The sequence below is a fragment of the Marinobacter sp. LQ44 genome (assembly GCF_001447155.2).
Classification (GTDB): Bacteria; Pseudomonadota; Gammaproteobacteria; order Pseudomonadales; family Oleiphilaceae; genus Marinobacter.
The window spans coordinates 2,063,674-2,088,015 of the sequence record NZ_CP014754.1 but is presented as its reverse complement, the minus strand read 5'-3'; the positions used below and the strand labels follow the sequence as shown (position 1 = coordinate 2,088,015).

General features: G+C 59.8%; 17 protein-coding genes. 11 read left to right on the top strand and 6 right to left on the bottom strand.

What is annotated here, in order from left to right:
- Positions 1–83: 83 nt before the first annotated feature.
- From ASQ50_RS09715 to ASQ50_RS09705, 3 genes are all read left to right on the top strand, one after another.
- On the top strand, positions 84–950 hold the full coding sequence (locus tag ASQ50_RS09715) for an MBL fold metallo-hydrolase (protein ID WP_058092274.1): 867 nt from the start codon (positions 84–86) through the stop codon (positions 948–950).
- 7 nt (positions 951–957) lie between these two features.
- Positions 958–2,679: a SulP family inorganic anion transporter gene (locus ASQ50_RS09710; RefSeq protein WP_058092275.1), complete on the top strand. Its 1,722-nt coding sequence runs from the start codon at positions 958–960 to the stop codon at positions 2,677–2,679.
- Between the two features lie 87 nt (positions 2,680–2,766).
- Complete coding sequence (locus tag ASQ50_RS09705; RefSeq protein ID WP_058092276.1) at positions 2,767–3,426, top strand: energy-coupling factor ABC transporter permease; 660 nt, start codon at positions 2,767–2,769, stop codon at positions 3,424–3,426.
- A gap of 6 nt (positions 3,427–3,432) precedes the next feature.
- Here the strand turns inward: ASQ50_RS09705 and ASQ50_RS09700 are convergent, their stop codons facing one another.
- From ASQ50_RS09700 to ASQ50_RS09685, 4 genes are all read right to left on the bottom strand, one after another.
- The gene (locus ASQ50_RS09700; protein WP_058092277.1) at positions 3,433–5,562 is read right to left on the bottom strand and encodes a putative bifunctional diguanylate cyclase/phosphodiesterase; all 2,130 of its coding nucleotides are present in this window, start codon (positions 5,560–5,562) and stop codon (positions 3,433–3,435) included.
- Between the two features lie 198 nt (positions 5,563–5,760).
- Positions 5,761–6,291 carry a response regulator transcription factor gene (locus tag ASQ50_RS09695; protein WP_058092278.1) on the bottom strand — a complete coding sequence of 177 codons (531 nt, stop codon included), beginning with the start codon at positions 6,289–6,291 and terminating at the stop codon, positions 5,761–5,763.
- A complete protein-coding gene (locus ASQ50_RS09690; protein ID WP_058092279.1) occupies positions 6,288–7,559 on the bottom strand; it encodes a sensor histidine kinase in 1,272 nt (423 codons plus the stop codon). Before ASQ50_RS09690 ends, ASQ50_RS09695 begins: the two co-directional genes overlap by 4 nt.
- Before the next feature lie 63 nt (positions 7,560–7,622).
- Positions 7,623–9,260: a PEP/pyruvate-binding domain-containing protein gene (locus tag ASQ50_RS09685; protein WP_197492803.1), complete on the bottom strand. Its 1,638-nt coding sequence runs from the start codon at positions 9,258–9,260 to the stop codon at positions 7,623–7,625.
- 180 nt (positions 9,261–9,440) lie between these two features.
- Here ASQ50_RS09685 and ASQ50_RS09680 point away from each other — a divergent pair, with 180 nt between their 5' ends.
- The 3 genes from ASQ50_RS09680 to ASQ50_RS09670 are packed head-to-tail and all read left to right on the top strand — an operon-like array spanning position 9,441 to position 12,702.
- Positions 9,441–10,703 carry a site-specific integrase gene (locus ASQ50_RS09680; protein WP_068351350.1) on the top strand — a complete coding sequence of 421 codons (1,263 nt, stop codon included), beginning with the start codon at positions 9,441–9,443 and terminating at the stop codon, positions 10,701–10,703.
- A complete protein-coding gene (locus tag ASQ50_RS09675) occupies positions 10,700–11,689 on the top strand; it encodes a tyrosine-type recombinase/integrase (RefSeq protein WP_058092802.1) in 990 nt (329 codons plus the stop codon). Before ASQ50_RS09680 ends, ASQ50_RS09675 begins: the two co-directional genes overlap by 4 nt.
- Positions 11,686–12,702: a tyrosine-type recombinase/integrase gene (locus ASQ50_RS09670; protein WP_058092803.1), complete on the top strand. Its 1,017-nt coding sequence runs from the start codon at positions 11,686–11,688 to the stop codon at positions 12,700–12,702. Before ASQ50_RS09675 ends, ASQ50_RS09670 begins: the two co-directional genes overlap by 4 nt.
- A 39-nt stretch (positions 12,703–12,741) precedes the next feature.
- Here ASQ50_RS09670 and ASQ50_RS09665 read toward each other — a convergent pair whose 3' ends face one another.
- Together ASQ50_RS09665 and gdhA are read right to left on the bottom strand one after the other, a co-directional pair.
- The gene (locus ASQ50_RS09665) at positions 12,742–13,719 is read right to left on the bottom strand and encodes a hypothetical protein (protein ID WP_227513295.1); all 978 of its coding nucleotides are present in this window, start codon (positions 13,717–13,719) and stop codon (positions 12,742–12,744) included.
- 7 nt (positions 13,720–13,726) lie between these two features.
- The gene (gdhA, locus tag ASQ50_RS09660; protein WP_058093055.1) at positions 13,727–15,076 is read right to left on the bottom strand and encodes an NADP-specific glutamate dehydrogenase; all 1,350 of its coding nucleotides are present in this window, start codon (positions 15,074–15,076) and stop codon (positions 13,727–13,729) included.
- A gap of 252 nt (positions 15,077–15,328) precedes the next feature.
- On the opposite strand from gdhA, the gene ASQ50_RS09655 reads away from it, so the two are divergent.
- The 5 genes from ASQ50_RS09655 to ASQ50_RS09635 all read left to right on the top strand — a co-directional run bounded on the left by ASQ50_RS09655 (position 15,329) and on the right by ASQ50_RS09635 (position 24,341).
- Positions 15,329–17,353 carry a TonB-dependent receptor domain-containing protein gene (locus tag ASQ50_RS09655; protein WP_197492727.1) on the top strand — a complete coding sequence of 675 codons (2,025 nt, stop codon included), beginning with the start codon at positions 15,329–15,331 and terminating at the stop codon, positions 17,351–17,353.
- 178 nt (positions 17,354–17,531) lie between these two features.
- Positions 17,532–19,154 carry a BCCT family transporter gene (locus ASQ50_RS09650; protein WP_082888469.1) on the top strand — a complete coding sequence of 541 codons (1,623 nt, stop codon included), beginning with the start codon at positions 17,532–17,534 and terminating at the stop codon, positions 19,152–19,154.
- 100 nt (positions 19,155–19,254) lie between these two features.
- On the top strand, positions 19,255–20,496 hold the full coding sequence (locus ASQ50_RS09645) for an efflux RND transporter periplasmic adaptor subunit (RefSeq protein WP_058093043.1): 1,242 nt from the start codon (positions 19,255–19,257) through the stop codon (positions 20,494–20,496).
- On the top strand, positions 20,493–23,651 hold the full coding sequence (locus ASQ50_RS09640; protein ID WP_058093042.1) for an efflux RND transporter permease subunit: 3,159 nt from the start codon (positions 20,493–20,495) through the stop codon (positions 23,649–23,651). Before ASQ50_RS09645 ends, ASQ50_RS09640 begins: the two co-directional genes overlap by 4 nt.
- Positions 23,652–23,690: 39 nt before the next feature.
- Positions 23,691–24,341 carry an ABC transporter ATP-binding protein gene (locus ASQ50_RS09635; protein WP_058093041.1) on the top strand — a complete coding sequence of 217 codons (651 nt, stop codon included), beginning with the start codon at positions 23,691–23,693 and terminating at the stop codon, positions 24,339–24,341.
- Position 24,342 lies beyond the last annotated feature (1 nt).

Sequence of the window (24,342 nt, the reverse complement as noted above, 5' to 3'; positions counted from 1 at the left end):
AAACAGCATTTCACCTCATATATATTTTCGGTATATTCTTAGATCATAAAGTTAGTGATCGGCAGAGCCCAGAGGTGACGAGCATGACACAGCCCATCGTCCAGCATTTTTTCGACGAGCCCACCAACACGTTCAGTTACGTGGTGCGTGACCCGAACAGCCGGGCCTGCGCCATTCTGGATTCCGTGCTGGATTTCGACTATGCCGCAGGTCGCACCGATGTGCGTTCGGCTGACGACATTATTGAGTATGTTCGCGCTCACAACCTGATCGTTGAGTGGATCCTTGAAACCCACGTGCATGCCGATCACCTTTCCGCCGCCCCCTACCTGCACGAGAAACTCGGTGGCAAGACGGGTATTGGCGCAAAAATCGTCGATGTTCAGGAAATCTTTGGTAAGGCGTTCAATGCTGGTACCGAGTTTACCCGTGACGGCAGCCAGTTTGACCGGCTGTTCGAAGAGGGCGATACCCTCGCCATCGGCAACCTGGAAGGTCGGGTGCTGCACACTCCGGGCCACACTCCCGCTTGTCTGACCTATGTGATTGGCGATGCCGCTTTCGTTGGCGACACCTTGTTTATGCCCGATTACGGCACCGCTCGCTGCGACTTTCCGGGTGGTGATGCCCGTACCCTGTACCGGTCAATCCAGAAAGTGCTGTCGTTGCCGGCCGAGACCCGGATTTTTCTGTGCCACGATTACAAAGCGCCTGGTCGTGACGAGTACCACCACATGACCACCGTCGCGGAACAGCGTGAGGCCAACGTGCACGTGCACGAGGGAATTTCAGAGGATGAATTTGTCAGAATGCGCACCGAGCGGGATGCCACTCTGGATATGCCCCGGCTCATCCTGCCGTCGGTGCAGGTGAACATGCGCGCCGGTCACATGCCGCCGGCTGAGGATAACGGCCAGGTGTACCTGAAAGTTCCAATCAACCGGTTCTGAACCCGGCATGAACCTCAAACATTATCTGCCCGTTCTGCAATGGGCGCCAAAGTACAGTCGTGATCAGGCGACCAGTGATCTGGTCGCGGCGGTGATTGTCACCGTGATGCTGATTCCCCAGTCGCTGGCTTACGCTTTGCTGGCTGGGTTGCCGGCGCAGGTCGGGCTATACGCCAGTATTCTGCCGTTGGTAGTGTATGCGGTGTTCGGCACCAGCAGGACCTTGTCAGTGGGTCCAGTGGCGGTGGTATCGTTGATGACGGCGGCGGCCCTGGCGCCGCTGGCCGAGGTGGGCACACCGGAGTACATTGCCGGTGCCGTGCTGATTGCGGTGATGTCTGGCCTGATGCTGACGGTGATGGGCATCCTGCGGCTGGGCTTCCTGGCGAACTTCCTCAGCCATCCGGTCATCTCCGGTTTTATGACGGCCTCGGGCATCGTGATTGCGGCGAGTCAGCTCAAACACGTGTTCGGAATTCAGGCCTCGGGCCATAACCTTTGGGAGATCGGCGGCTCCTTGTTGGCATCTCTGCCGGAAACCAACATTCCTACCCTGCTGGTAGGGGGTGGCGCGCTGGCATTCCTGCTGTGGTCCCGACAGTTTCTGAAGCCGTTGCTGATCCGGCTGGGCCTGGCCAACAGGCGCGCAGATATCATCACCAAAACCGCTCCGATTCTGGCGGTGGTGGTGACCACGCTGATCGCCTGGTGGCTGAATCTGGACGAGAAAGGCGTTCGCCTGGTGGGCGAGGTTCCGGCCGGGTTACCCGCATTTACCATGCCGGCACTGGATTTGGCGATCTGGTCGCAGTTGGCGGTCAGTGCCCTGCTGATCAGTGTGGTTGGCTTTGTCGAATCGGTGTCGGTGGGCCAGACCCTGGCCGCAAAACGGCGCCAGAGAATCGATCCGGACCAGGAGTTGATCGGCCTGGGCACTGCGAACTTGGGCTCCGGGCTCTCCGGAGGGATGCCGGTGACCGGTGGTTTTTCCCGTTCGGTGGTGAACTTCGAGGCCGGCGCAGAAACGCCGGCGGCCGGCGCTTACACGGCAGTCGGTATCGCCCTGGCCACGTTGTTCCTGACTCCGGCCATCGCCTGGCTGCCCCAGGCCACCCTGGCGGCCACGATCATTGTGGCGGTCGCCACGCTGATTGACCTGCCAGCGCTGGGCCGCACCTTCAGGTACTCCCGGACGGATTTCGGTGCCATGCTGGCGACCATTGTGCTGACGCTGGTTCACAGCGTTGAGGCAGGCATTATTACAGGTGTTGCCCTGTCGATCGGCCTGTTTCTGTACCGCACCAGCCGCCCCCACAGTGCCGTGGTGGGCCGGGTGCCGGGCACCGAGCACTTCCGGAATGTTCTGCGCCACGACGTGGAACTGTGCCCGAAAGTGACTTTTTTGCGGGTGGACGAAAGCCTCTACTTTGCCAACGCCCGGTTCCTGGAGGAGCGAGTGATGGACCTGGTCACCCGGGAACCAAAGCTGACCGACCTGGTGCTGGTCTGCCCGGCGGTGAACCTGGTGGATGCGTCAGCCCTGGAAAGCCTGGAAGCCATCAACGAGCGGCTGACCGATGCCGGGGTGCGGCTGCATCTGTCGGAGGTGAAAGGTCCGGTGATGGATCGGCTGAAGGGTACCGAGCTCATCCGGCACCTCGGGGGCAACGTCCACCTGAGCACCTTTGCGGCCTGGCAGTCCCTGACCGGGCGTACCACCCCGGAGTGACCGGGGTCATGTGATCCCATTGACCGGTCGGGGGGTATCAGTAAACACTGCCCCGCGCATCCGATGCTATGGTAACCGGTGACTTTGATGGGAATGACCGAAAACCTGCTTTCAACCAGCCAGTGGTTGCTGACCGCGGTGGTCTTTGTGCTGGTGTTGCTGGCAGCCTTGCGCTCGGTGGATTGGCAGGCACTGAAGAAAGACAACGCCACCCAGCACTCGCTGTTTGGTGCGGCGGTGGTGTTGGGCTTTGTGTGGCAGCTGCGGGCTGGCATCTCGCCCGGGCTGGCTATCCACATTTTTGGCATCACCGTAATCACCCTGATGCTTGGCTGGGCGTTGGCCATCATCAGCGGTTTGTTTGCACTGGTGATCACCGTCATTACCGGCCGTGAACCACTGTTGATGTTTGCCGCCAATGGCCTGGTCACTGTGATGGTGCCGGCCCTGGTTACCCACGCCATCATGCTGTGGGAGCGGCGCAGGGATTTTCGCAACTTCTTTGCCTACATCTTCTTTTGCGGGTTCTTTGGTGCCGGGCTGTCGGTGGCCGCAGCCGGTGTTCTGATGTGCGTGATGCTATGGTCCAGTGGCGTTTATACCTTCGAGACCCTGGTACACGAATACCTGCGTTACCTGCCTTTGTTCATGATTCCGGAAGGCTTTGTGAACGGTGTTTTTGTCACCGGCCTGATGGTGTTTCACCCGGATCGGCTCAGTACCCTGGACCAGCGACGATACCGGTAGCGCCCGTCAGATGCCTCCGCCCAGGACGGAGGTTTCTTCGTGTTTGACCAGGCTGCGATGGTGGCGCACCTGATTGCGCCACTGCGCGAGCCAAGGCAGCACAGCCTTCGCTGGCATGGGGCGGGCAACGCCATAGCCCTGAATGAGGTTGCACCCCATATCCCTGAGGGCGCGAGCATGCTCCATGGTTTCGACGCCTTCCGCAAGAACCGGGTGGTCGAAGCGTTGTGCAAGGAAAATAACGCTTTCCACAATCGCTCGGTCACTGGCATCGGTGAGCATATTGCGGACGAAACTCTGGTCGATCTTGATCACATCCACCGGCAGGGTGCGCAGGTAAGTCAGTGACGAGAAACCGGTGCCGAAGTCGTCCAGTGCCACCTGCAACCCCAGGGACTGGCAGCGAGCCAACACGTTGCTTGCGCGCTTGGTGTCTTCCAGCGCGGTGGATTCCAGTACCTCCAGTGTGATCTGGCCTGGGCGCACATCCGGATGGCTGTGCAGGTAGCTCTCCAGGTAATCCGCGAAACTTCGGTCCATCAGGTGGGGTGCGCTGATGTTGATGCTAACGGCGAGCGATTCGTCCGCCTCGTGCCACAGGTTCATCTGGTGGATGGCTTCCTTGAGTACCCATTGGCCCAGCGGAATCTCCAGATGGCTGTTGGCGACAGCTGGCAAGAACTCACTGGGGGCAACCAGCCCTTTATCCGGATGATTCCAGCGAATCAGCGCCTCGACGCCAGTGACCTCGTTATCGGCCAGGCGTACTTGGGGCTGGAAATAGAGTTCAAATTCTTCACATTCCAGTGCGCGGGCTATTTCCATTAACCGGTTCCGGCGCTGCCGGCGGTGGGCATCCAGGCCGGGGTCGAAAATGTGGAACTGATTCCGGCCCTTTTCTTTGGCGGCATACATGGCCTGGTCAGCGTGGCGAATCAGACCCTCTGCATCGGTGTCGTCCTCCGGATACAGGGTGACGCCCAGGCTGGCGGTGAGGTTGACGGTGTGGCCACCAATTTTCAGGGGCTCGCCGACACTGGCGAGTATTCGCGAATACACGGGCTCCGGGCTGTCGCTCTGCAGCAGAAGCACGAACTCATCACCTCCGATGCGGGCGATGGTATCACCACTGCGGAGGGTGCGGGTTAGGCGCTCGGCGGTTGCCCGCAGCGCCTGATTGCCGATGTCATGGCCCAGCTGGTCGTTGATGGCTTTAAAGCCGTCCAGGTCCAGGTAGCAGATGGAAAGCACCCGCTTCTGACGATCCGCATGGGTACGGGCCGAGCGAATACGTTCTTCCAAAAGCTGCCGGTTCGGCAGCCCGGTTAGGTCGTCATAGTTGGCGGCGCGGTCAAGTTCCTTGGCATGATTTTTCAGGGCCGTGATATCGGAGAATGCGGCCACGTAGTAGCAACGCCCGGGCTCCTCCAGGTGAACCCGGCTGATTGATAGCAGCTCTGCGTACTCTTCTCCGTTTTTGCGGCGGTTCCAGATTTCGCCCCGCCAGTGATCCGTCTTCTCAATCGACGTCCACATGGACTGATAGTATTCGCGGGAGTGGCGACCGGAGCTCAGGATCGACGGATTTAACCCGAGTACTTCCGGGCGACTGTAGCCGGTGATGCGGGAGAAGGCCGGGTTGACGTCGATAATCCGGTTGAAGTGATCAGTGATGACAATCGCTTCGTGGCTGCGATCAAACACGCTGGCGGCGATGCGTAAGCCGCGCTCACTGTTTTTCCGATCGGAGATATTGGTCTGAATGACTACGAAGCCAGGCTCGACACCCTCGCTTTCGCCAACGGGCATGCAGTAGGTGTGCACCCAGTATGGGGTGCCATCAGCCGTGTAGTTGAGGATGTCTTCCTCGAACACTTCGCCACGGAACAGGTGTTGGCGAATGCGGCGGACGGTCTCGGTGTCGGTGTCCGGCCCGTGGAGAAAGTCGCCGGGGTTCTTGCCTGCTATGGCGTCGAGGTGAAAGCCGGTATGACGTTCGAAAGCGGTGTTTACCCATTCGATGCGACCACCAGCATCCAGAATGAGCACCAGATTGCGGGTGGCAGAGGCCACCAATGCCAGGCGCTTGGAGTCAATATCCGGTGACATATTGTTGGAATCAGGGGCATTCGACATGTGTCGGGTGTTCCGGGTAACGGTGGTTTGGGTGTTTCTCTCCTCCCTGTGAGAGGGTGTGTCCGTTTATTGCAACCTCACAACGGGGCACGATGCTAGCCTATCTGGCCCGATAAGACATTGGACCAAAGCGGTGTATGGTTGATTGAAGTCAATTTCTGGCGACATTCTCTCGAGTCAACAGGGGGCCACCGTCTTTCAGCGCCAGCGTGAGTGTTTTTGCAGTTTGCGTTGCAGGGTCCGCCGGTGCATGTTCAGGGCCCGGGCGGTGGCGGAAATGTTGCCATCGTGTTCGTTCAGTACGCGCTGGATGTGTTCCCACTCCATTTCTTCCACCGACGGCGGCTCGGGTCTCAGGGCCGGTGGTGTGTTCAGCGGTTCGAAACCGTTCATTAACTGGCTCACGGTAACCGGCTTGCACAGGTAGTTGGCGGCGCCGCGGCGCATGGCTTCCACCGCGGTGGCAATGCTGCCGTAACCGGTCAGCACCAGTACTTCCAGGTCTGGATGGTGTTCCAGAAGGTCCGGCAACAGTTGCAGGCCACTTTCCCCGGCCAGGTTGAGATCCAGCACACACCGATTCACCTCCTGGCTGCGGATGGCCTTCAGAGCGCTGTCGGCATCGCTGGCGCAGAGCGTTTCAATGCCCTGGCGAGACAGGGAGCGGGCCAGAACCTGGAGAAAAGCCTGGTCATCGTCGACCAGCAGCCAGAGTTCCCGAATCGTCATGGTTGTACCTCCTCGCCTCGCGGCTGGGCAACCGGTAGATCGATGACCATGGTGGTACCTGTTTCACCGGCCATGGCCCGGAGATTGCCCCCAAGCCTCTGGATCGTGGCGTTGGAGAGGAACAATCCGACCCCGAGGCCATGACGGGAGTCGACAATGTCCTCACCCGGTGTGCCCTGCAGGGCGGTTTCGAGGCCGTCACCCTTGTCCTCGACAATCACCTCCACCCGGCCGGAGGCGGACAGCTGGCTTCTGATGGCGACCCAGGATGGGCTTGCTGTCAGAGCGTTTGCCATCAGGTTGAGTATCGCCTGGTCCAGCGTGGCATCCACGGCCACCGAGACGTCTGGGTGGGTAGCCGGCCATTGAACCGGCCCCGACGGCCATAGCAGGGTGGCCGACTCCCTGAGCCTGGCGAGCCAGTCTTTGACCCCCAGTATTTCCAGTTGCGCTGTGCGGGCTTCAATCGCCGCTTTGGTCAGTTGCTGCAAGTGCTGACTGCACAGGTTCAACTGCTGACCCATCAGGTCGAGATCTTCAGTCAGCGCAACGGAGGTCTGGCCCTCAGTATGGGAGCGTATCTCATCCAGCAACAGGGTCATGGTATTCAGCGGGGTACCCAACCGGTGGGCAACCGCAGCCGAGGATAGGCCGAGGGCGATGATCTGTTCATCCCGCAAACGGTTTTCCCGGAAGTGTGAGAGCTGGGACTGTTGCAGCCTTAGCCTGCGGGACAGGGTGCCAACCACCAAAAGCAGAATGGCGGCGGTCAGGGCGAAGGTCACCCACATGCCCACCAGATGCAGCTTGGCCAGGTCTGCCGAGTGGTGGTCATGCATGACCGGGGTGTGCCAGAGCACCAGCGCTGTATATACCGCAACGCCGGTGACGGTAAGGACAATGCTCTGGCGGCTGGGCACCAGAATGATGGCGACGGCAATGGGCAGTAGCAGCAAAGAGACCAGAGGGTTGGTGTAGCCACCGGTGAAATACAGCCAGCAGCCGATCAGGAACAGATCTGTGGCCAGTGTCAGGCTGACCGGCACGAAAGCCTCGGGGGGCTTACGGCTGAACCACAGCCAGGCGAGTGTGGCCAGGACGGCATAAAGCAGGCTGAGGATCAGGGCTTCGGCCCGGTGGGCCAGTGTTACAGTGGTTTCGGCAACGGCAATCGCGACCAGTTGCGTGGCAATGATAGCCAGCCGCATGCCCAGCAGATATCGGGCTGTCTGGCGAAAACCGGTTTGAGAGTGTGTGAGCCATTCCATAGCCGGCATTCTAGCAGCATGCCATCGGTCATGGTGGTGAAAACAGCGTTGGGTTGCGACGGGTCAATCGGTGAAATAACAGACCAGTTGCTGGCGCACCACATCACCGGTCAGTTGCAGGTGTTGCGCCTGCAGATCATGCACCTGAACCGCACGGTTGACCGCCGATTCGGTGCTGGTGGGCGTCGGGGCCCCGGGCAGGCGTTCAGGGTGATATCGGCAATGCTGGATGTCGGGAAACAGCGCCGCGTAGGCGATGCCGGTTTCCACCAGGTCCTGGAAAAAGTGAGAACCGTAGGACAGGTCTGGCACCATCTCGCCGGCTTTTTCCGAGACTTCGACCAGGGCAGCGACCCCGGCAATGTCAGCAAAGCGGACAGGAACGCCAAGATCCGGGCTGCTGGTGCCCCAGCGGCCCGGGCCGATCAGCAAGGTGGGAACACTGGATGCACGGACAGCTTCGCCAACACGGCGGGCAACGTCGCAGCGCTGGCTGGTGGACAGCCCCGCGTAAACCGACGCGTCCACCCGGATCACCCGTTTGATGGACAGGTTGATGTTGCCACCCATGAAGTGACCCTGGGTTCTGAACAGCAGGTTGCCCTCTGGCAAGTCGTCAGGTATCGCCACCGGCCCGGTCTCACCAATCGTTGCCAGCGGGCGGCATTGCACCAGGTTGAAGGTAGGGTTGCTCTGTTGGTCCAGGTGCAGGGTGAATTCCACATCCACCGGGTGCCGGTAGCCGGCCTCCAGGGTGTGCAGCAGATTCGACAGCCGGCCGATAAACGGGGTGCGCTGAACTAGCGGGCGGAAGGTCAGCCGCCACACGGGGCCCTGCAAGCCAATCTGCTCGGCCCGGGTACTGGCCGCCCGGTCCACCTCGGCCAGGTGATCCATGGGCAGATCGTTGGTGGTGTCCAGCAACTGGCTCAGGGGCCGGGTGTCGAGCTTTCCATCCCGTAGGTCCAACAAATCCACCAGGTGCTGGGAATACCGGTAGCTTTCGTCCTGGTTGCGGAACGGCTGGCGCATGGGGTGGTCCAGCGCCATCACGCAGGCGTGATCGCCTTCGATGCGCTCGACCGCCCGGGTGCCCAGGCCCATCACCAGCCGGACCATGCCGGCTTCAGGGTCCATACTGCTGTCCCAGGCGAAGGTGTTGCGCGACACCCCGACCCCGGCGGCATCGGGCAGATAATAGCGGCCATGAAACCGCCCGTTTACCCGCTGGATCAGCAACGCCATGGGCTCTTCCCGCTGGTCCAGGCCCCGCTGTTTGCGGTACACCAGGGCATCTTCGCTCATGGACGAGGCATACACCTGGCGAATGGCGTCTTCCAGTGCCGACAGCCGTTGTTCCGGTGCCCCCTGATTCACCAGGAACACACTGTCGTATTTACCGGCAAAAGCATTGCCAAAGCCATCTTCCTGCAGGCTCGACGAGCGAACCAGGATCGGATACTGGCCGTAATGGTCCAACAGTCGTTCCAGCTCGGCCTGTATCTCGTTAGGAAAGTCGCCGGCCAGGATGGCAGCCCTGAGGGTGGGCGCCTCACTCAGGTAACCTTCCCCGGAGCGTTGCCGCATGATTGCCGGCCAGAGCCCGTTGTGGACCAGGAAAGCGTAATAGGCGTCTGTGCCAAGATAATTGGAATCGTGAGGCTCGAGCTGGCTTTGCCATTGTTCACTGGCGTCTTTCAACAGAATGTTCCGGATTATGTGCCGGGACACATAATCCGGATTATGTTCCCTATCCCATTATGTTCCGTTCACTTTGGAAGACCTTGAATCCATAGGGAGGATCCCGTGTAAAAGGACACATAACGACAGATGCCGTTTGGGCGCATGATTTCCTTTCCTACATCCAGAAAGGAGATTGTCATGTTAGAACATTACTTCGTTAAGCCCGATACCATCGATGCGATCCGCGCTTCCTGGATCGCGGAACCGATTGAGCAGTACGTTGCGTGGTTAGCCGGGCACGGATACAGGCCCAGGGTAATCTTGCGGCGAGTCCCACTCCTGAGGCAGTTTGGCGAGTTTGCTCGCGATCATGGTGCCACGCAGTGGAGCGAGCTTCCGACTCATGTCGAGCCTTATGTAAAGCACTGGGTAAAGGTTCACGCCAAGAACGCATACCAGGCAAAGCGATGGGTGGCTAATGATGCTCGTACACCGATCGAGCAATTGCTGTCCCTGATGTTGCCCGATTTCCGCGGAACAGGTCGGAGACGGACCAGTCAAGATCCCTTCCTGGTTCAGGCACCGGGGTTCTTTGTTTATCTGCGTGAAGAACGGGGCCTGCGCGAGCTGTCTCTCCGGCACTATGGCCATTATCTGCATAACCTGGAAGCCTACCTGGCGCGAATCAACCTGCTGCATTTGTCCGAGCTCACTCCAGCCATACTCAGTGCATTTGTGGTGGAGAGCGGTCGCCGATTGAGCCCGCATTCTATGACGGGGCTGTGCAGCTCCTTGCGAGTCTTCCTGCGCTACCTGTACCGCGAGCAGCTGATCAATCGCGATCTCGGCGCTACCGTAGAGTCCCCGCGTCGGTATCAGCTGGCCGATCTCCCGCGTTCGATCTCCTGGGACGACGTCCGGCGCATGCTAGATGTTGTTGATCGGCGCAGTGCTCTGGGCAAGCGCGACTATGCCATTCTACTTTTGCTCGTCACGTATGGACTGCGCGGCCATGAGGTGGCCGGATTGACACTGGAGAATATTGACTGGAAGAGAGAACGCCTGTTGGTGCCGCAGCGCAAGGCGGGACACACCACTGCGTACCCTCTCTCTTCAGTGGTAGGCGAAGCTATTCTCGACTACTTAAAAAATGCACGCCCACACGTCGAGGAGCGAAGGCTGTTTTTCCGGGTTCTGGCGCCCGTCCGACCTGTGACGGCGGTTACTGTGTCCAGCCGCGCGACGCACTACCTGCGCAAAGCGGGTATTAATGTCCGTCGCCCAGGTTCGCACACCTTGCGCCACACTTGCGTACAGCGATTGGTCGATGCCGAGTTCAACTTCAAGGTCATCGGCGATTACGTTGGTCATGCATCGCCAAGTTCCACCCGCATCTATACCAAGGTGGACGTGGAAACCCTGCGCATGGTGGCGCTGGGCCACGAGGAGGTGCTGCCATGACCGCCTCCTTCCACAGCGTACTGGGCAAGGATTTTTCGGCTTACTTGAGTTACAAGCGCGCGCTGGGCCGAAAATTTGATACTGAAGAGCTCGCCTTGCAATTATTCGATCGCTTTTTGGTCGAGGAACGGGTGAGTGATGCGGCGTTAGTGCAACCGGCGTTGATTGAGGCCTTTCTCGCTTCGCGGCCACGCACTCGCCCACGCAGCTATAACCACCTCTTGGGGGTGCTCCGCTGCTTTTTTGCCTGGCAGGTGGCCCAGGAGCGGCTAGCGCATTCTCCGGTTCGTGCTCACCCTCAGCCGGTGACTTCCCAGCTTAAACCCTTCCTGTTCGAACCGGCTCAGGTGGAAGACATCCTGACGTTGGCGTCACAGCTTCCGGACAATTCCCGGGCACCCTGTCGTGGCATGGTCTACCGAACAATCTTCTCGCTGATGTACGGTTTGGGCCTGCGTGTCGGCGAGATTGTGCATCTTCGGTATCGCGACGTCGATTGCCAGCGCAGCCTTCTGGTGATCGACAAGAGCAAGTTTGGCAAGACGCGTTTGGTCCCCTTTGGCCCGCGCATGGCGCAACAGATCGCTGTCTATCTACAGTTTGGCGTTGATCGGTATGGGCCATGGCAGCCGGATGATCCGGTATTTTCTTTCAGCTTTTTCCCAGAGCGCAAGCCAATGCGTATTGAGACGGTCAGTCAGACATTTCACCACTTGATACTGAAGATGGATCCGTACGTGCCACCTGGCGTACGCCAACCTCATCTGCACTGCCTGCGCCATTCCTTCGCGGTCGCAACTCTGCTCCGCTGGTATCGCACCGGCGTGGATCCCAATCAACGGCTCTTTCATCTATCAACCTTCATGGGCCATGCCGACCCGGCATCGACTGCCTGGTATCTGACCATCACCGAAGCACTGCTCCGGGAGGCGAGCCAACGGTTCGAGCGATTCGCCGATCCCCGCAGAGAGGAGGAGCTATCATGACGGATCAATTGGGGCGTCTCGTCTTTGCCTTCGTAGAGGATCACCTTAAATGCCAACGGGGGCTGCGCCCGGCCAGTATCCGAAGTTATAAGGAGAGCCTGCGCCTGTTCTTGCAATTCGCTGCAAAGGATAAGCATTGCCGGATCACCCGCTTGGAACTGGCTGATCTCACTGGCGAGCGAGTGCGCCATTTTTTGCAACACCTTGAACAGGAACGTGGTAATGGGGTTAGAACCCGAAACCAGCGCCTGGCGGCGCTGCATACCTTCTTCGAGTATCTTGCCGGCCGTGAGCCCTGCGTGCTCGGGGAAGCACAGCAAATTGCTTCCATTCCCGTCAAACGCTGGCAACCGGGCGAGACTCTGTATCTCGAACGCGACGAGATTAATGCTCTGTTCGCTGCCTTGCCCACCGACCACCCTCAGGCTCTGCGCGACCAAGCCTTGCTTCGCTTCCTTTATAACACCGGAGCACGCGTACAGGAGGTAGCGGATCTGCGCGCAACGCACCTGGAACTCGGTTCTGAGCCCCGAGTACGGCTGCATGGTAAAGGTGACAAATGGCGTACCTGTCCTTTGTGGACGCGAACGGCGGGTCTGATGCAGGACTTACTGGAGCAAAATCGGCAACGACGCCACTCCAATGACGCTGTCTTCCTAGCCCGCAACAGTGCGCCGCTGACCAGATTTGGTATCTACAAGATCGTGCGGCGTCATACCGTCAAGGTGGTGAAGAAAAGCGCAGATGGCACAGTGCGGCACATCTCACCCCATGTCTTACGCCACACGACGGCCGTGCATTTGCTTGAAGCAGGTGTCGAGGTCAACGTCATCCGCGCCTGGCTTGGACACGTCAGTTTGGAGACCACCAACCGATACGCCGAGATCACCCTCCGAATGAAAGTGGACGCGCTCCGCACCTGTGAGCCTATTTGGGATTCTCCGGCGGAGTCCCACCGAAAGCCAGTATGGCGATCCAATTCCGAGCTGCTGCAATGGCTGGAATCCCTGTGATCGTTATGTGCCCCAGTGCAAGGGGGCCTCCCTATGGTTTCAAGGTCTTCCAAAGTGAACGAAACATAATGGGATAGGGAACATAATGCGGGCAATCAACATGCCGGTGGCCTTGCCGCCGATGTAGCCACTGCCAACCAGCCGGCTGTGAATGCCCAGCAGGTCCTCCAGCGACAGGTAACGGCGTGCCAGCTCCAGTATCCTGGAATCGCGGCTGATCATGACTTGCAGCACTTGCTCCTGCAAGTCTTCGATACAGTCGGTGTCCTGCTCGGACAATGCCCGGCTGGCTTCCTGAAATAACCTGTCCCAATAGTCCAGCAGGGGCTGGCGGTGCAGGTGTTCGAGTTCCAGGCTGGCCTGCAGGCGGGTGGCATCGCTGCTGTCGGTTATAGGCTGGAACTGGCCCTCGCGCTCCCGGTGCGGCAGGAACATGGTGGGGGTTTGCCGGCGCCAGGCCTTGATGGGATGAATCTGCACGTCGTCGCCGTGGCGATGCACATCAATCATCACCTGGGTGGTCTGGCGAATCCGGTCCAGGGTCATCCGGGAGTGTCTTTCCGGGTGCAGGGCAAACCAGGCCACGGTGTCCAGTTCAAACAGAAACGGGCACACCACCCGGAAGAAATTGCCCACCATGGCGTCGGTGGCCCAGGCGTTGAGCAGCTCGCTCAGGCTGTCACAGACATAGAAGGCGCCACGGCCATGCTGTTCGATCAGGTGCCAGACTCGGCTGGTAAAGCTTTCGAAACCGCCCAGGGCGTCGATGGTGATGGTTCGAACCGACGGATGGTCCGGAATAATCGGAGCATGGTCGCCAAAGCGAAGGTAGATAATCTGCCGGCCGGCGTCAGAAGCGGCGTCTACGAAGGGAAGAACAAATCGGCGATAGTCGTCCAGATCAGAAACCCGCCAGACCACGTTATCGCCGATTCGAAGGCCATCCAGAACCTCATCCAGCCCACTCAGGCCGGTGGAAACCCGGTCATCAGGCTGGAGAGGTTCGTTGCTGGTCATGGCTGGATCAGATAACACCCATGGCGTTCATTGCCTTGGCAACACGCAGGAAGCCGTTGATGTTGGCGCCCAGCACGTAGTTGCCCTCAGCACCGAACTCGGCGGCAGTCTCGTAACAGTTCTTGTGGATATCGATCATGATTTCCTCAAGGCGCTTCTGGGTGTAATCGAAGGTCCAGGAATCGCGGCTGGCATTCTGCTGCATTTCCAGGGCCGATGTGGCCACACCGCCGGCATTGGCGGCCTTGCCTGGGCCGTAGGCGATTTTGGCATCCTGGAACACAGCAATACCTTCCGGTGTGGTCGGCATATTGGCGCCCTCAGCGACAGCGATACAGCCGTTCTCAACCAGGGTCTTGGCATCTTTGCCGTTCAGTTCGTTCTGGGTAGCGCAAGGCAGTGCCACGTCGCAGGGAACGCTCCAGATGTTGCCGTCTTCCACGTACTTCGCATCTTTGTGGTATTCAGTGTAGGCGCTGATCCGGCGGCGCTCCACTTCCTTGATGCGTTTGAGGGTCTGCAGGTCGATGCCCTTCTCATCGACAATCATGCCCTGGGAATCGGAACAGGCTATCACCTTGGCGCCGAGCTCGTGGGCTTTCTCGATGGCGTAGATGGCCACGTTGCCGGAGCCGGAAACCACGACGGTTTTGCCGTCCAGTGAGTCACCACGAGCTTTCAGCATTTCGTGAGTGAAGAACACCGTGCCGTAGCCGGTGGCCTCGGTACGGGCGCGGCTGCCACCCCAGTCCAGGCCCTTGCCGGTGAATACGCCGGACTCATAACGGTTGGTGATGCGCTTGTATTGGCCGAACAAGTAGCCAATCTCGCGGCCACCCACGCCGATGTCGCCGGCGGGAACGTCGGTGTACTCGCCCAGGTGGCGGTATAGTTCGGTCATCATGCTCTGGCAAAAACGCATGATCTCGTTATCAGACTTGCCCTTGGGGTCAAAGTCGCTGCCGCCTTTGCCGCCGCCGATGGGCAGGCCGGTCAGGGCGTTCTTGAAGATCTGCTCAAAGCCCAGGAACTTGATGATGCCCAGGTAAACGGACGGGTGGAAGCGCATGCCACCTTTGTAGGGCCCCAGGGCGCTGTTGAATTCGACGCGGAACGCGCGGTTGATTTGAATCTCGCCGCTGTCGTCCTGCCAGGGCACACGGAAGATGATCTGGCGCTCGGGCTCACAGATACGCTGAATGATCTTTTTGTCGGCAAACTCCGGGTACTTCACCAGAACCGGCCCGAGGGTTTCCAGAACTTCGTGAACTGCCTGGTGGAATTCGCTCTCGCCCGGGTTGCGGTGCAGAACGTCCTGGAAAATCGGTTCGAGTTTTTCGTCGAGTTTAACTGTCATGGCAAGGCCCTCGGAAGACGCGTATTGAAAGCCGCAAAAATAGCGGTTGCCCGAAAAAAGGGCAGTGATTGCACCACATTGGTTCATGAGTTGGCAAGATGGCCGGGCAAACTTTATTCAAACCTAACCTATAGAGGTATCTCCAACGGGGTGCGGCATTGTGTCCCAAGCCAGGCGGGTTTTCGCCCGTTAGAATTTCCAACATTCGTGATTCTGCTTTATCAAACCGTGCCGTTACAAGGAACGCCCCGCATGCTCAAAAACCGTCTGGCTCGAAGTATCAGCCTGGTGTTGGCTGGCATTATCCCCACTCTCGCCGTTCACGCCCAAGTGCAAGCCGAGGATTCATTACTGATCCGGGTGACGGAGGGACAGTCGGCAGAAGCAGCAAGGTTGTCAGCTGCCGCCGTTCAGTCAGAGCCGGTGCAGCGTTTGTCGGGCAGCGCCTCGGTGTCACTGTCGCGAATGGGCGGCCGCGGCCTTGATCCGGTGATCCGGGGCCAGAACGAGGAACGGGTGGACGTGTTGATGGATGGTATGCGGGTTGAAGGTGCCTGCCCTAGCCGAATGGACCCGCCCACCAGTCGACTCAGCACCTCCCTGGCGCCGGTGCTGGAAGTCCGAACCAGCAACCGCACTTTGCGCTGGGGAGCGATAGCCGGGGGGCAGGTGGTGGCTACCACGGCGGCACCAGGGTTTGAGGATGACAACCTGACCACCGGGCACCTGACTCTGGGCGGCTCGGATAATGGCGATGGCAAACTTGTGAACGGCAGTGTTGCCGTTGGCAGCAAGGCCTCCTACCTGCGGATGGCGGCCGGTTATGACGAAGCCGATGATTACGAGGATGGCGACGGTAACAAGGTTCGCAGTTCCTATGAGAATACCGAAGGCCGGGTGGATGCGGCCTGGACGACAGGCAATGGCTTCTACATTAAAGGCCTGTTCAGCCGGCAGGAGGAGCGAGACGTGAAATTCCCGGGCCGTGGCATGGATGCACCAAAAACCGATACTGACCTGTATCGGCTGGAAATCGGTGCGCCGGTGGCTGAGGGCAGCTGGAGCCTGATGGCCTGGCAAGCGGATGTGGACCACGTGATGGATAACTTCAGCCTGCGGGAAGCGGCCATGAAAATGCAGACCGACTCGCAAACCCGCACCCAGGGTGCCCGCCTGGTGCTGGATCAGACCATCAACTTTACCAAAGATATCGCCATTGGTTTGGACGTGGAAAGTAATGAATGGGATGCCACCCTGTTTAATGGCATGAATCTGGACAACCCGGCGTCGTTGATGTGGCCGGGTGTGGAGCGGGACCGTGTTGGTGTCTTCGTGGAGGCGTTTCATCGGGTTCGGGTCAATACCCGCCTGGGTGCCGGTATCCGCTATGACCGGGTTGAAATGGATGCTACCCGCGCCGGAGACAGCTTCCGGATGATGCCCGGGGCGCCGATGGCCATGACCCCTGCGATGCTGTATATGAGCGCCTACGGCGTCACCGACACCAAGGCCGACGATAACAATGTCAGTGGCTTTATCACCGGCGAGTGGCGTTTGTCTCCGGCCAACACCCTGGAAGCAACCGCTTCTCGTAGTGTTCGTTCCCCCAGTGTGAACGAGCGCTACGTGGCCCAAAGAACCATGCGCGGCTCCTGGATTGGTAATCCGGACCTGGACGCTGAAAAGCACAACAAGCTGGAAGTGAGCCTGTCTGGCCGTGATGGCAACTGGCGCTGGCGCCCGGCGATCTGGGTGGACCAGGTAGACGATTACGTCTACCGCTTTGACACCCGTAATCCCGATGGCACCGTGGATACCCGGTACACCAATACAGATGCCCGATTGCTGGGTGTGGAGGGTCTGGTTGGCTGGAGCAATGGCTCCTGGAGTGCCAGCAGCAAGCTGGCCTCCGTTCGCGGTGAAAACCGGGATGCTGACAAGGCGTTGCCTCGCATTCCGCCAGTGCAGTTTATCCAGACCCTCGGGTGGCAGCATCAGGGTCATACCATCGAAGCGGAATGGCAACTGGCACGCCGGCAGGACCGGGTAGATCTGGAGTTTGGCCTGGACCCAAGCACTTCTCCGGGCTACGGCGTGTTCAACCTGTCGGGTACCCATCCGCTAAGGGCGAACCTGAGCGTCACCTGGGCACTGGATAATCTGTTTGATAACACCTGGGCGTATCATGTCAGCAAGGACAACCTGGCAGACAGCGGTGTGTTCAGGGTTAACGAGCCCGGCCGCACCCTACGCGCGGCGCTGACTGCGCGCTGGTGACATCAATCATGGCGGTTGCCCGCTTCTCATAGCCGGCGGGTGACATTGTGCCCCGGTCAGACAACCCGTCTGCCCGGGGTTTTTTTGATCCGCTGGGCAGGTATTCGGAATGGTCCTGCGAATGTGGCTAGAATGAAGGCGCTTTCGTTCTCAAAGTCACCGGAATATCAGGTTTGTTATGAGTCATCGGCCCGGTTGGGTGTTCTATTGTTCCTTCGTTCTGCTGGTTCTGTTTGTGGTGGCCGGGGGGCTTATGCCTGCCGAGCTGTCACGCTATGCCCATGAGGCGCTGGCTTTCACCACTCTGCATTTTGGCTGGCTGTACCTGTTTGCCACCTCGGGCTTTCTGGTGTTCTGCATTGCCGTAGCTGCCGGCAATTACGGCAAGATCCGTCTGGGTGCCGATGGTGAGGCGCCGGAGTTCTCCTATCTGACCTGGCTGGGCATGATTTTCTCCGCTGGCATGGGTGTTGGTCTGGTGTTCTGGGCGGTGGCCGAACCCATGAGCCACTTTGTGGCGCCGCCGTTCGATTCAGCCGCGCCCCGCAGCCCCCAGGCCGCCAGCATGGCCATGCGCTATTCTTTGTTTCACTGGGGCTTTCACCAGTGGGCCAACTTTGCCCTGGTGGGCCTGGCCATTGCCTATGTGCGCTTCCGCCTGCAACGCCCGGGACTGATCAGTGAAGCCTTCCGCTCCACCCTCGGCAGCCGGGTGGACTCGGGCATTGGGCATTCGATCAATATCCTGGCCGTTGTCTCCACCGTGTTCGGGGTGGCGACCACCCTCGGCCTGGGCGTCATCCAGATCAACAGTGGCCTGGGTGCGGTGGCCGGTACCGCGTTCGGCGTCACCCAACAACTGTTCATTCTCGCCGGCGTTGCGGTTGTGTTCCTACTGTGTTCCCTGGCGCCCCTGGAAAGCGGGATTCGCTATGTGAGTGACGCCAACATGCTGCTGGCGGCGGGCTTGCTGGTGTTCGTGTTTTTCATGGGGCCCACCGACTTCATCACCGCCGCCATGACCAATGCCATTGGTGACTACTTTGCCAATATGGTCGGCATGAGCCTGGTGATGACGCCCTACACCGGCGATGACTGGGTTGAGCGATGGACCATTTTCTACTGGGCTTGGGGGCTGTCCTGGGCACCCTTTGTCGGCAGTTTTATCGCCCGGATCTCCAGGGGCCGAACCATCCGGGAATTTGTGTTCGGGGTAATAGGCATGCCGGTGTTGCTCAGTATTGTCTGGTTCTCCACCTTCGGCGGTTCCGCATTGTATTTCGAATTGTTTGAAGGGGCCGCCCTGGGTGACGCCGTGCTGGCGGAGATGAGCTCGGCCCTGTTCGCCACCCTGGAGTATCTTCCGGGCACTGGCATTATCGGTGGCCTGATGCTGGTGTTGATCGTGCTGTTCGTCATCACCTCCGCCAATTCCGCTACCTTTGTATTGGGCATGTTCACCAGCAAGGGGGTGTTGAACCCGAAACGCTGGTCTCGGTTGACCTGGGGCATAGTGCAGGTGTCGGTGGCTGGAGTACTGTTGTTAAGTGGCGGGCTGGAAGCACTCCAGACTATTTCGATACTGGCTGCCTTCCCGTTCATGGTGCTGATGATTTTTATGGCCGCTGCCCTGTTGAAATCACTGCGAAACGAGCAGCGTCAAATTGAACTGCATGAGGCGGTTACCAGAGAAAGGCTGCTGCGTTTGCTGGCCGAGAGCGACCATCTCGGAGACGAGGGATTTAACGCACAGACTTCCGCGAAAACCGCTGAGCAGGAAGAAAACGAGCGCGGCGACTGATTCACAGGGCTGTGTTTCGGCAATCCGAGTGACGATGAAAATTGTATAGTAGTTTTAACGCGTTGATGCGACCTTTCCACTCTTATCGTGAAATCTGCCCATGTACAAACGCCTTCTTCCTCTTCTGATTCTGGCCGCCGGTATTGCGGGTTTTATTGTGCTCAAGGCCACCCGACCAGAGCCTGCCGAAGTCGCGGCTGCCGAACGAAGCTGGCGGGTAGAGGTTCAGGCCGTGGTTCCGGCTGCCCATGTGCCGGTATTGCCACTGTACGGTGAAGTGGTCGCACCCAACCAGCAAACGGTGACTGCGACCATGGCCGGCCGCATTGCTGAGCGACCGGCTGTGGACGGTGCCCGGGTGAGCCGTGGCGATCTACTGCTGGCTCTGGACGAAGCGGATATCGAGCCAGCCTTGGCGCAGGCCCGGGCTCAGGTTGAGGATTTACAGGCCCAGATCCGCTCCGAGCAGGTTCGCCACCGCAATGACCAGCGCGCTCTGGAAAGCGAGCAGGCCATCGCCGACAACGCCCGTCGCCAGTTTGAACGCATTGAAGCCCTGGTGGGCCGGAACCTGGCTTCCCTGGAGAACCTGGAAACGGCAACCGACGCCCTGGCCCGGGCGGAACTGACCGTCAGTAACCGGGAGCGGGCCATCGATGAGCACCCGGCAAGGTTGCAAAGCCTGCAGGCCCGATTACTGCAAGCCACCGCTAACCTGACGGCGACAGAACGGGACGGTGACAGGGCCCGCGTTGTCGCGCTGTTTGATGGTGTGGTGACCAACGTGCAGGTGGCGGTGGGTGATCAGGTGTCTCGCAACCAGTCGCTGTTGTCGATCTATCCGCTGGCGGGGCTGGAAGTGCGCGCCAGGCTGCCGGAAGTCTTTCAGCGGGAATTGATCGGGGCACTGGAACGGGGTGAAACCTTGAACGCATACAGCCGCAACGGGGAGCATCGGTTTACTTTAACCCGGTTTGCAGGTGTTTCCGACCCTGCGGGCACTGAAGTGGTGCTGGCTCTGGATGGCGAGCCGGCGGGCTTAAAACCGGGCGCGCTGCTGCCGCTGACGCTTGAGCGGCCAGCCCGGGAACGAGCCGTGGACGTGCCGTTCAGTGCTCTTTACGGCGCCAACAGTGTCTATCTGATGACCGACGATCAGCGCATGCAGAAGGTGCAGGTGGAGCGCATTGGCGAGGCGGTCGCCAGTAATGGCGAGCGTCGTTTGCTGATCGCCGGTGAGCAGCTTACCCCGGGCGCCCGCCTGATCATTACCCATCTTCCTAATGCCATGACCGGCCTGAAAGTTGAGGTGGCGGGCGACAACGGGGAGTCGTCAGAGTGAGGCGCAGAAAAGGTATTATCGGTTTCTTCGTCCACCACCGGGTCGCTGGCAATCTGGTTATGCTGGTGATGATCCTAGGCGGTGTACTGGCGCTGAGCCGGATGAACATTCAGTTCTTTCCGACCTTTGCATTGGATGTGGTAAGCGTGCGGGTGGTCTGGAGTGGTGCGTCTGCAGAGGATGTCGAGCGGGGTATCACAGACCCATTGGAACAAAGGCTCCGCAGCGTTGATGGCCTGAAGAAAATGACGTCTACCTCCGCCCAGGGCATATCCTCCATCACCCTGGAATTCCATGAGGGCACCGATCCGATTCAGGCGGTGGACGACGTGCGCCAGCAGGTGGACGAATTCAACAACTTCCCCGCCGACGCCGAAGAGCCACAGGTAGCGCGACTGGAGCGCTATGAGCCGGTCGCCCGCCTGCTGATTTATGGCGATGTGGAGCGCAGCGAGCTGCGCAATCTGGTGTACCGCTTTGAAGATGAGCTGCTGAACCGGGGGATCGACCGCATCGCCATCCGTGGTTTACCGGAGCAGCAAATCAGCATTGATGTACCGGTAGAACGGCTGGAAACCCTCGGCCTGTCGCTGGAACAGATTGCCGATCGGGTGGCGTCGCTGTCACGGGATCTGCCGGCGGGCATGATGGCTCAGCAGGATTCCACTCGAGAGTTACGTGCGGTGCAACAGCGGCGCAGCCCTCAGGCCTTTGAGACCATTCCGGTGCTCAGTGGTGACCGGGTGCGGATGCAGTTAGGTGACATTGCCATCATCCGCCAGGAATCCCGGGACAATCAGACCGTGATGGAAAATCAGGGCGCGCCGGCAGTGGAGCTGCAGCTGCAACGTGCAGAAAACGGCAACTCCCTGGCCGCCGCCAAGGTGCTGGAAACCTGGCTGGAAGACACCCGGCCGGTGTTGCCGGCATCCATCAAGATGGAGGTGTACGACGAAACCTGGCAGCTGCTGCAGGACCGCATTTCCCTGTTGGTTAACAATGGTCTGGGCGGCCTGGTACTGGTGGTGGGGCTGCTGTACCTGTTCCTGCCGGGGCGTGTGGCCATGTGGGTGGCCATCGGCATCCCCACCGCGTTTCTGGCCGCGCTGGCGGTGCTCTGGCTGATTGGCGGCTCCATCAACATGATTTCCCTGTTCGCATTGATCATGGCACTCGGGGTGATCGTGGATGACGCCATCGTGGTGGGGGAGGATGCCGATGCCCATGCCCGAATGGGCGAGGAATCCATATACGCCTCCGAGGGGGCGGCCAAGCGCATGGTCTGGCCGGTGCTGGCGTCATCATTGACCACAGTAGCGGCTTTCATGCCGTTGCTGGTGGTGGGTGGCGTGATTGGTAACATTCTGGGCGACATTCCTCTGGTAATGATCTGCGTGCTCATTGCCTCACTGGTGGAATGCTTCATCGTGCTGCCGGCGCACTTGCGCCACGCCTTCACGCGCAAAACAGGCAAGGCGGGCCCACCGGCCCCTGAACGGCGGCGGGCCAATCCGGTCACCCGACTGCGCAATGGCTTTGAGCGCCGGTTCGATGCCTTCCGTGATGGCCCGTTCCGGCGCTTTTCCCGCTACAGCCTGAAGCATCGCGGCGTGACGGTGGCCAGCGCCCTGGCCCTGGCAATCCTCACCGTCGGCCTGCTGGCGGGTGGCCGTCTGGGCTTCAATTTCTTCCCGACACCGGAGCCCTCGGTGTTCTACGCCAACGCCAGTTTTGTGGCCGGTACCGACAAAAGGGTGGTGGCGGACTTCATGCGTGAGATGCAGCACACACTGAACGAGACCGAACAGGCGCTGGGCGGCAACCTGATTCTTCATGCCGTGACCACTTACGGCGCCACCCAAGGTGCGGAAGGCAGCTCCCGCAATGATGACGAGCTGGGTTCCATGCTGGTGGAACTGGTGCCTTCAGACCGGCGAGACGTCCGTAACCCGGAATTCATTGAGCAATGGCGCCAGCGCCTGTCGCTGCCAGCGGGGCTGGATTCGCTCAACATCAGTGAGCGCCAGGCCGGACCGCCGGGGCGGGATGTGAACATTCGCCTGACCGGCGACAGTGCCGACAACCTCAAGCGCGCGGCAGACGAAGTGGCTCAGGCACTCGGCACCTTGCCGGGGGTGCTGGATGTGGAAGACGACATGCCCTGGGGCCGGGAGCAACTGATCTATCAGGTCAGCCCCTATGGCGAGGCTCTGGGACTGACCACCGTGGATCTCGGGCGGCAGCTGCGGGCGGCGTTTGATGGCCGGGTTGCCCAGATCTACCAGGACGGCCGGGACGAGATCGAGGTGCGGGTTCAGCTACCCCGCGATCAGCGGGAGAGGTATTCGACACTGGAGCAAATGACGGTGCGTATTCCCGATGGCCGGTTCGTGCCTTTGACCCAGGTGATGAACCTGGACCACCGTCAGGGTTTCCAGGCGCTGCGCCATGCCGACGGCAAACTGGCGGTGGAAGTGACCTCGGCCCTGAATACCCGGGTGGCCACCACCGATCAAGTATTGGAAAGCCTGCAGGCTGGCGCCCTGCCGGATATCGCCAGTCGGTACGGCGTGCGATACAGCTTTGAGGGGCGGTCTGCCGATCAGCGGGAGACCATGGATGACATGAAAACCGGGTTAATGATCGGGTTGGCGCTGATGTACGTGGTGCTGGCCTGGGTGTTTGCCTCCTGGAGTCTGCCGCTGATCGTGATGGCGATCATTCCCTTTGCCCTGGTCGGCGCCTTGTTGGGGCACTGGCTGATGGGATTGCAGCTCACCATTCTGTCGTTGTTCGGCCTGTTTGGCTTGTCGGGTATTGTGGTCAACAACGCCATCATTCTGGTGTCGTTCTATAACCAGCAGCGGCAGAAAGGACTGGGTATTACCGATGCCCTCAATGAGGCGGCCGTGCAGCGGGTACGGGCGGTACTGTTGACCTCGCTCACCACCATCGGTGGCCTGTTGCCGCTGTTGTTTGAAACCTCCCTGCAGGCGCAGTTCCTGATACCCATGGCGACGTCCATTGCCTTTGGCCTTGGCCTGTCCACTTTCCTGGTGTTGCTGGTGATACCGGCACTGTTATCGTGGTTGGAGCACTTCCGGGAATGGCGGGCGCAGCGCCACGGGGAATCGCCAGAACCCCTGCAGGGTTGAACGTTGTGGGCGAATCGGCCAACCAGGGGAGACGCTAAGGTGCACAGTGCAGTGAAAGTCAGCGGCTTGCTTAAAACCTTCGGCCAGGGCGATTCGGCGGTTGCCGTGTTGTCTGGCCTCGACTTTGATCTGCCTGCCGGCAGTTCGTTGGCGCTGATGGGGCGTTCCGGCTCTGGCAAGTCTACCTTGCTGAATATTCTGTGTGGGCTGGAGCAAGCGGATGCCGGCACCGTGACGTTGTTTGGCGAGGACGGCCGGACCGCCAACTGGCCATGCCTGCGCCGCGAGCGAATCGGTGTGGTGTTTCAGGAAGCCAACCTGATGCCCACCCTGTCGCTGCTGGATAACGTGCGCTTTCGCGCGTCCTTGGCCGGCCAGCCGGAAACCCGTTGCCAGCATTGGCTGGAGCTGTTGGATATCGGAGAACTCGGCCACCGGTTTCCGGACCAGGTGTCTGGCGGCCAGCGCCAGCGGGCGGCGCTGGCCATGGTCTTTGCCATGGCACCGGACCTGATTCTGGCAGACGAACCCACCGGCAGTCTGGACCGCAACACGGCCAACGAGGTGGCTGATGAGCTGTTCCGGCTTCAGGGCGATACCGGTTGCAGCCTGATTCTCGCTACCCACGACCCGGAGCTGGCGGCCCGCTGCCAGCAAACGCTGGACCTTGGCCATCGGTCTGGGGGCTGAA

Excerpts from the sequence above, each read along its gene's own strand:
- ASQ50_RS09715 (WP_058092274.1), top strand. The coding sequence starts at position 84 with ATGACACAGCCCATCGTCCAGCATTTTTTCGACGAGCCCACCAACACG.
- ASQ50_RS09710 (WP_058092275.1), top strand. The coding sequence starts at position 958 with ATGAACCTCAAACATTATCTGCCCGTTCTGCAATGGGCGCCAAAGTAC.
- ASQ50_RS09705 (WP_058092276.1), top strand. The coding sequence starts at position 2,767 with ATGGGAATGACCGAAAACCTGCTTTCAACCAGCCAGTGGTTGCTGACC.
- ASQ50_RS09700 (WP_058092277.1), bottom strand. The coding sequence starts at position 5,562 with ATGTCGAATGCCCCTGATTCCAACAATATGTCACCGGATATTGACTCC.
- ASQ50_RS09695 (WP_058092278.1), bottom strand. The coding sequence starts at position 6,291 with ATGACGATTCGGGAACTCTGGCTGCTGGTCGACGATGACCAGGCTTTT.
- ASQ50_RS09690 (WP_058092279.1), bottom strand. The coding sequence starts at position 7,559 with ATGGAATGGCTCACACACTCTCAAACCGGTTTTCGCCAGACAGCCCGA.
- ASQ50_RS09680 (WP_068351350.1), top strand. The coding sequence starts at position 9,441 with ATGTTAGAACATTACTTCGTTAAGCCCGATACCATCGATGCGATCCGC.
- ASQ50_RS09675 (WP_058092802.1), top strand. The coding sequence starts at position 10,700 with ATGACCGCCTCCTTCCACAGCGTACTGGGCAAGGATTTTTCGGCTTAC.
- ASQ50_RS09670 (WP_058092803.1), top strand. The coding sequence starts at position 11,686 with ATGACGGATCAATTGGGGCGTCTCGTCTTTGCCTTCGTAGAGGATCAC.
- ASQ50_RS09665 (WP_227513295.1), bottom strand. The coding sequence starts at position 13,719 with ATGACCAGCAACGAACCTCTCCAGCCTGATGACCGGGTTTCCACCGGC.
- gdhA (WP_058093055.1), bottom strand. The coding sequence starts at position 15,076 with ATGACAGTTAAACTCGACGAAAAACTCGAACCGATTTTCCAGGACGTT.
- ASQ50_RS09655 (WP_197492727.1), top strand. The coding sequence starts at position 15,329 with ATGCTCAAAAACCGTCTGGCTCGAAGTATCAGCCTGGTGTTGGCTGGC.
- ASQ50_RS09650 (WP_082888469.1), top strand. The coding sequence starts at position 17,532 with ATGAGTCATCGGCCCGGTTGGGTGTTCTATTGTTCCTTCGTTCTGCTG.
- ASQ50_RS09645 (WP_058093043.1), top strand. The coding sequence starts at position 19,255 with ATGTACAAACGCCTTCTTCCTCTTCTGATTCTGGCCGCCGGTATTGCG.